General features: G+C 40.2%; 7 protein-coding genes. All 7 read left to right on the forward strand.

The features are described from left to right. Positions 1-178: 178 nt before the first annotated feature. Complete coding sequence (locus tag JI741_RS32175; protein ID WP_202016685.1) at positions 179-1,144, forward strand: hypothetical protein; 966 nt, start codon at positions 179-181, stop codon at positions 1,142-1,144. 4 nt (positions 1,145-1,148) lie between these two features. Continuing rightward, on the forward strand, positions 1,149-2,036 hold the full coding sequence (locus JI741_RS32180) for a chymotrypsin family serine protease (RefSeq protein WP_202016686.1): 888 nt from the start codon (positions 1,149-1,151) through the stop codon (positions 2,034-2,036). A gap of 25 nt (positions 2,037-2,061) precedes the next feature. Further along, complete coding sequence (locus tag JI741_RS32185; protein WP_202016687.1) at positions 2,062-3,993, forward strand: hypothetical protein; 1,932 nt, start codon at positions 2,062-2,064, stop codon at positions 3,991-3,993. Next, positions 3,993-4,610: a hypothetical protein gene (locus tag JI741_RS32190; RefSeq protein WP_202016688.1), complete on the forward strand. Its 618-nt coding sequence runs from the start codon at positions 3,993-3,995 to the stop codon at positions 4,608-4,610. The genes JI741_RS32185 and JI741_RS32190 overlap by 1 nt, the downstream gene beginning before the upstream one ends. Next, positions 4,607-5,194: a hypothetical protein gene (locus JI741_RS32195; protein ID WP_202016689.1), complete on the forward strand. Its 588-nt coding sequence runs from the start codon at positions 4,607-4,609 to the stop codon at positions 5,192-5,194. Before JI741_RS32190 ends, JI741_RS32195 begins: the two co-directional genes overlap by 4 nt. A gap of 234 nt (positions 5,195-5,428) precedes the next feature. Continuing rightward, the gene (locus JI741_RS32200) at positions 5,429-5,695 is read left to right on the forward strand and encodes a transposase (protein ID WP_202016690.1); all 267 of its coding nucleotides are present in this window, start codon (positions 5,429-5,431) and stop codon (positions 5,693-5,695) included. Between the two features lie 17 nt (positions 5,696-5,712). Beyond that, on the forward strand, positions 5,713-6,000 hold a 288-nt coding region (locus JI741_RS32205; protein ID WP_369411901.1), incomplete at its 3' end, for an IS3 family transposase.

Consider the following 6,000-nt stretch of genomic DNA (forward strand, 5'->3'; position numbering starts at 1 on the left):
TGGGTTTTTTTATTTTTTTAATGTAACGACAGAGATGCAGGGTTAACTCGGCAGTTGGATGAATTATTGTCTCCTTTCAGGGACTAGCGGAGGAGTGTAATCCGAACTCTCGTAAGATGGGTATAAACATCAAGAAAATGTTCGATGAGTATAAATGTATTATTTCAAATCTAACTGCATGAGTCAAGATAAATGGCTTCGAAGCGTAGTGATATTAGTTTCTATTCTCACTATAGCATATATAGTCCCACACTTCTTTAAAGATGGAGAACGTACTATTTCTATTGAAAGTCCGCAACTATCAGGAATAAGTGCTCTAATTGCTAAATCCGATTCAATACCGAAGGAAAAAGTAATAGAGAAAATTGAAATTTATTTGGGCGGTGCTATCGACGAACCAATCTTAACCGACATCCCCTCACTGTTAAGGCCTTACGACATCAAAGAATTTATCACGGTGTTGACATCAGTGAAATTAAAACTGAGAAGTTTCTTTTGGCTCGGCGGACCATATCAAGCTTTTGAAATTATCTTCTGGTCGATTTTTGGTGTGCTCGCCAGTATTTTATATACAGGGAGTGAAGCTATTCGCGACAAAGATTTTAGAAGTAACGAAGTTGCTGTTCATGTCGCTAAGTTATTTTATGCTCCTCTCTGTACAATTGTCATCATTCTTAGTATTGGGGTCTTGTCTGCAAATGGAGACGTTTCTATTGAAAAATTTCAATACTGGCTTATTGTCTTGTCATTTATTTTGGGTTTTTTCTCTGGAAGAACTGTTGAACTTCTAAACAGAATAAAGGACCTCATTTTGCCTCTTGGCAAATGGTCGGATGCAACCACCTCATCTAAGATTGCACTTAAGGGAAGTATTGTGCTTGACCCAGCCACGACACAAGGGATTGCAATTGATTTGACTAAATCCGCTGTAAAAATCTTATCAATGTCAGATGCAGCATTGAATGATATTACAAATCCGAAGGCAAATGGAGAATTTCTTTTCAATGGCCTGGTGCCGGGTGATTATATCATCCATGTTGAGTATAAAAATGGCAACGACGTATTCGAAGGGAGTGCGCCTGTTAAACTTCCGCTAGCAAATGAAGAAGACGTGATTAGTGTTCCGCTTTCGAAGACCGTCTAATATTATGAATCAATCAAGACTATCACAGATATATAACAGTGTCTTGCCTCTCTTAGGTAGAATTATCGGCTTAAACGGGATAGATATTGGTATGCGCCTTGAAACACAAGACCTTGCTGTTCGATTTCATATTGACGATACATTTATTGCAACTGACGATATGGTACACTTAATGAATACCAATGACATCGGGATTGTCAAAGCCAAGTATCAAATAAACAGTAAAACGTTGAAAACTCCCATTTCCGATGCAGAGCGAGTAAAACGTAAAGATCCATTGCAGCCGGGAATTAGCATTGGTTGTTTTGAGTGTGGAACACTCGGGCTATTTGTTAAAGACGCTTACAACATGCGAACAGGTTTTGTTACTTGTTATCACGTAATTAGTGGATGGCAGGGGATAACTGTTACACAACCCGGCCCTGGAACGGACGGTGGGAATTTTGATATTGATTTAATAGGGACACTTGAGAGATTTCTTCCGCTTTCCCTTGGTTTTGACGCGGCTCTTGTAGGATTGAATACTCTTAGAAAATTCAACAATATACAATTCGGTACCAACGAAGATTTGAGAACGGTAGAACCCATCAAAATTGACGATTTACTGACAAAGTCTGGAAGAACGACGGGTGTAACGAGCGGTAAAGTCCAAGGCAAGGGTGCATTTTTGATTGATTATCCGTTTTACGGCAGCCAGGTAATATCTGGCTATACTATAGCCCCGGTCAATTCTGGCAAAATATCAAGTGAGGGTGATTCGGGAGCGATCTGGTACGATGATAAAGCTAAATCCGCAAAAGGCCTTCACTTTGCAACCGATATCAGTACTGGTTTTGCATTAGCCTCAAGTTTAAGTGAAATCTTCCCCTTGCTACAAGTTAAACCACTCTAGATTGTAACCTACTAAAACCCCCGATATGAAAAGATTAAAACTTGTCTTACTACTACTGTGTACATTTCATTACACGTTAGCACAAAATGCCTACTATGATGCTTTGATGTTTTACGATCTCAAAATGAATAACGCGAACGTCATATCACCGAAGTTTTCAAATCCAACCCTAATCAACAGTTTTCTTAATAATCCTTTCGATCAGACCATTACTGCACAATTGAAAGATTACCTCCCGGTGTTGCGGAATGAGTACATTATCCAAGCTGCGTCGGGTTTTGCAACAAAGTTGAATGGATTGCCCGGACTAGCTCTTTCAAAGGGGGGCATTTCCCCAAGTTACCAGTCGATGATTATCGATGCAGTAGCCAAGGTTGTTGCTGAGGATTTTCAAGAGGGATTGAACGTCGTTTATATAAACAAGTTTAAGAAAAAACTTGACGGCATCGCTGAACTACGAGCGTTTTTTCCGGCTACTTATAAATTTTTTCAAGACACAAACCCCTTTGATTACCCAAAACTTGGACGTGATTTTAAGGCAAAGTTTGAAGAAGACTTAAAGTCATTAGTGTTAAATGTGAAGAGGTTTATTGATGACACTCAAAGCGCTCCTTGGAGTACATTTAAAACAAGTCCATATTATCTTCCATATTGCGTGGCGTCTGACATTGGCGGCAAATTGATTGCTGGTAGCCACCCTGTTGAAATTCTCGACTATCTTGAATTACAATACGATCTCAAACGGAAAACAGACAATCGTTTCGACCCATATTACAAGACAGTGAGGCTACTAAATATAGTGCAACTAAATTTCCAGAAAGGAAAGGACAAGAACCCATCGCCGTTCTCTACGCAATTTGAAAATGTTTGGATACAATATAAGGATCTTAAGTTGCTTGCGGATGCTCCCGAAAAAATATGGTATCTCATGGGATTAATTTATCAACAAGATCCCGTGGTATTTAAGTCATTAATGCCTGCAACTACGCAAGCAGCAATTGAAAAATTGTATAACGACACAATTCTACCTTCCATCGACCTATTAATGAATATAGACAATGCAATAGGGAAAAAGAATCTGTCCGGGGAGGACATGGGACAGATGCTGACATCAGTCTTGACGATTATGCAAAATTACAATAAAGTATCAGGCCTAATTATCGACCATAATCAATTGATAGTGGTATCTCAAAAGCTCATTCAATGTTATACTGCTATTTCGGAAAAGGATTATAATTCACTTGTTTCGAATGTCGTTTTTATACTCGATCAGATAAATAGGGATTTTAACAAAAACCAGCAAACTGCTGACGTTCTAAAAGTAACAGCTTTGTTGATGAAATATGGTACGTTCATAACTGATGTTGTAAATGCGAAAAATTCCGATGACTTAGCTTCAGCATACCGGAAAGCAGCGGTGAATCGTGGAACCTATATTGATAAGAGATTTAGTATATCAAGTTTGACTATCTCAGCACATCCAGGTGGTATTGTCGGTCTTGAGCAACTGAGTGGGAACGATGAGTGGAAATTTAATGTAGGAATAACCGCGCCAATCGGATTCGAATTTACGTGGGGGTCAAAAACAAAATATGATACAACCAAGAAAACGGCTAACTATACTGATGGATCAGCTATCAAAACCCTAAAGGGAAGCAGCAACGGTTTCATGGTATCATTCGCGGATATTGGGGCTGTCTTCAACTACCGTTTGAATGATAAAGATTCAGAACTCCCGCAGGAACTAACCTTCAAACAAATTTTTTCTCCGGGTATAGCTTTTCATCACGGCTTTAAAAACAGTCCCATAACTTTTGGTGTGGGAATTCAATATACTCCTGAGCTTAGAAAAGTCGAAGAGGAAGCTGTAACGATTGAAGCGAATTCCTTTAAGGCGTTCCTCAGACTTACCTATGATCTTCCTCTTCTCAAGATATACTATAAAAAAGAGAAATAATGGAACCCACAGAAGTAAAGGCCACCTTTAAGGAACTTACAAAGTATATCAATGGTGTTTTTATTCTCCTCTTGATTGTGTCTGCGTATGTAATCCAGCGAAGTTACATGGCCATACCGTTAGCCGAGGCCGTTTCGTCCGAATTTGTCGATCAGGCAGAATCTTCGCAGCAACAGCCACAGGTAGGTGCAAGCGGTTTGAGCTTCACTTATGGTGCGATGAATATCTTTTGGCCTATAGTTATTTTTGCCTTTCTCTTTTTGCTGGTACAAATGACTATAAAGCATGTCTACTTATGGCAGATACTTGTTGGAGGAGGCACGTCAGCAACGACATTTGATTCTCTCAATCTTTATCAGGAAGTTCAATCTGCATTACTAGGAAAAATCCTCTTGGTAGTTTCGTGTTTTTTGCCACTTTTTGCAATCATCCTGCACGGTATATCCGGATATTGGATTTTTAGCATCATCAGTACTGAGCAAATTCATGCGGTAGAGTCGCAGGAACTTCTGATATGGCAATTTTATCTCCAATTATTAGTCACTGTAGTTTCGTTGGGCCTGTCTATTATGTTGCCTTTTCGCCTGGTAAAAATGATAAAAACGTTTAAGGTATGAGATATATCTATATTCTAGTTTTAATGATATCTGTGCATCATGTGAATGCGCAGACCAATAGTGGGCCATTTTCACTTGTCGCAAGCGAAATCGATGGGCCGAAGCTTTATGTGAGATTGGCAAATGATGCGCTTAAAATTTGTAACAGGGTATTGAACAGCGATGAATTTAGGGGGGAAGTATTAAGAGCCAAATTCGATTGGGAAGAACTGGGATCTTACTATTTTATACCGAAGGCAATTCCAAATGACCAAGTTCTAAATCTTCTTTACAGCAAAAGCTACACAATGAAGATCGAATTTAAAACTGGAAGGGGATACAACTGGCGAATGAGGAGAATGTATGGAACTTATGGTATAACGAACTTAAATGTACCTGAAACTAAATCTCTTATCTGGTGGCTTAATCCCACTGGCGATTACAAGGGTAGTGTTCGGGATTATGCAGCGCATATTGCTCATGAGTATTGTCACATGCGCGGGTTTGCGGATAAGGCAAAAGATCCAGATGACTTTCAGGATGTAGTACCATATTCTATAGGAAATATCGTAAATCGACTCCTGCAGACGGGAAAATTCGACTGATAACTTTTTGTAAGTTGTTAAGTTACTTAAGATAAATTTTTGGTTCATTTTTTAGAGCAAATTTCGGCCTTTTTCCGGACGTCCAGCCAAAAGCTTCCGGCATAAAACGGCCCCTGCCTACGGCCTGCCTTCCAATTTACTCCTTTGCCTTTTGGCGTAAGCACTTGTAAGCTCCCCTGAAGTTCGGCCATTTGAAAGTTGAATACAAATGTTCAATTTTAAATGGTTAAGACGATGAAAAAATCAAAGTTCACAGAGACACAGATAGCGAAGGCGATCAATGAGCACGAAGCTGGTAGAAAGGCAGAAGACATTTGCCGGGAGATGGGTATTACAAGCGCCACATTCTATAAGTGGCGTCAAAGGTACGCAGGCATGCAGGCCAGCGAAGTAAAAAAGATGAAAGAGCTTCAGGAGGAGAACGCTAAACTTAAACGGATGTTTGCCGATTTAAGCTTGGTTCACGAGGCCTTGAAAGATGCGGTTGCAAAAAAGCTCTAACGTCTGACGAGCGGGGCGTGCTAATCCAGTTCATGATTGAAGAACATGGTGTTAGCCAACGTCAGGCGTGTAAAGCCCTCCAGGTGCCCCGTAGCACTCAGCAGTATATTCCAAAGGCTAAGAACGACATAGAGGTGATAAATGCCTTGAGAGAACTCGTGGAGCGGCATCCTTCGATTGGCTTCTGGCAAGCCTACTTCCGCCTGAGACGGAAGGGATTTGTGTGGAACCATAAAAAGGTCTATCGTGTGTACACGGCATTGAAGCTCAACATCAGACGACGCTACAAGAAACGTCTTCCCGCA

The organism is Chryseolinea lacunae (assembly GCF_016735595.1).
Classification (GTDB): domain Bacteria; phylum Bacteroidota; class Bacteroidia; order Cytophagales; family Cyclobacteriaceae; genus Chryseolinea; species Chryseolinea lacunae.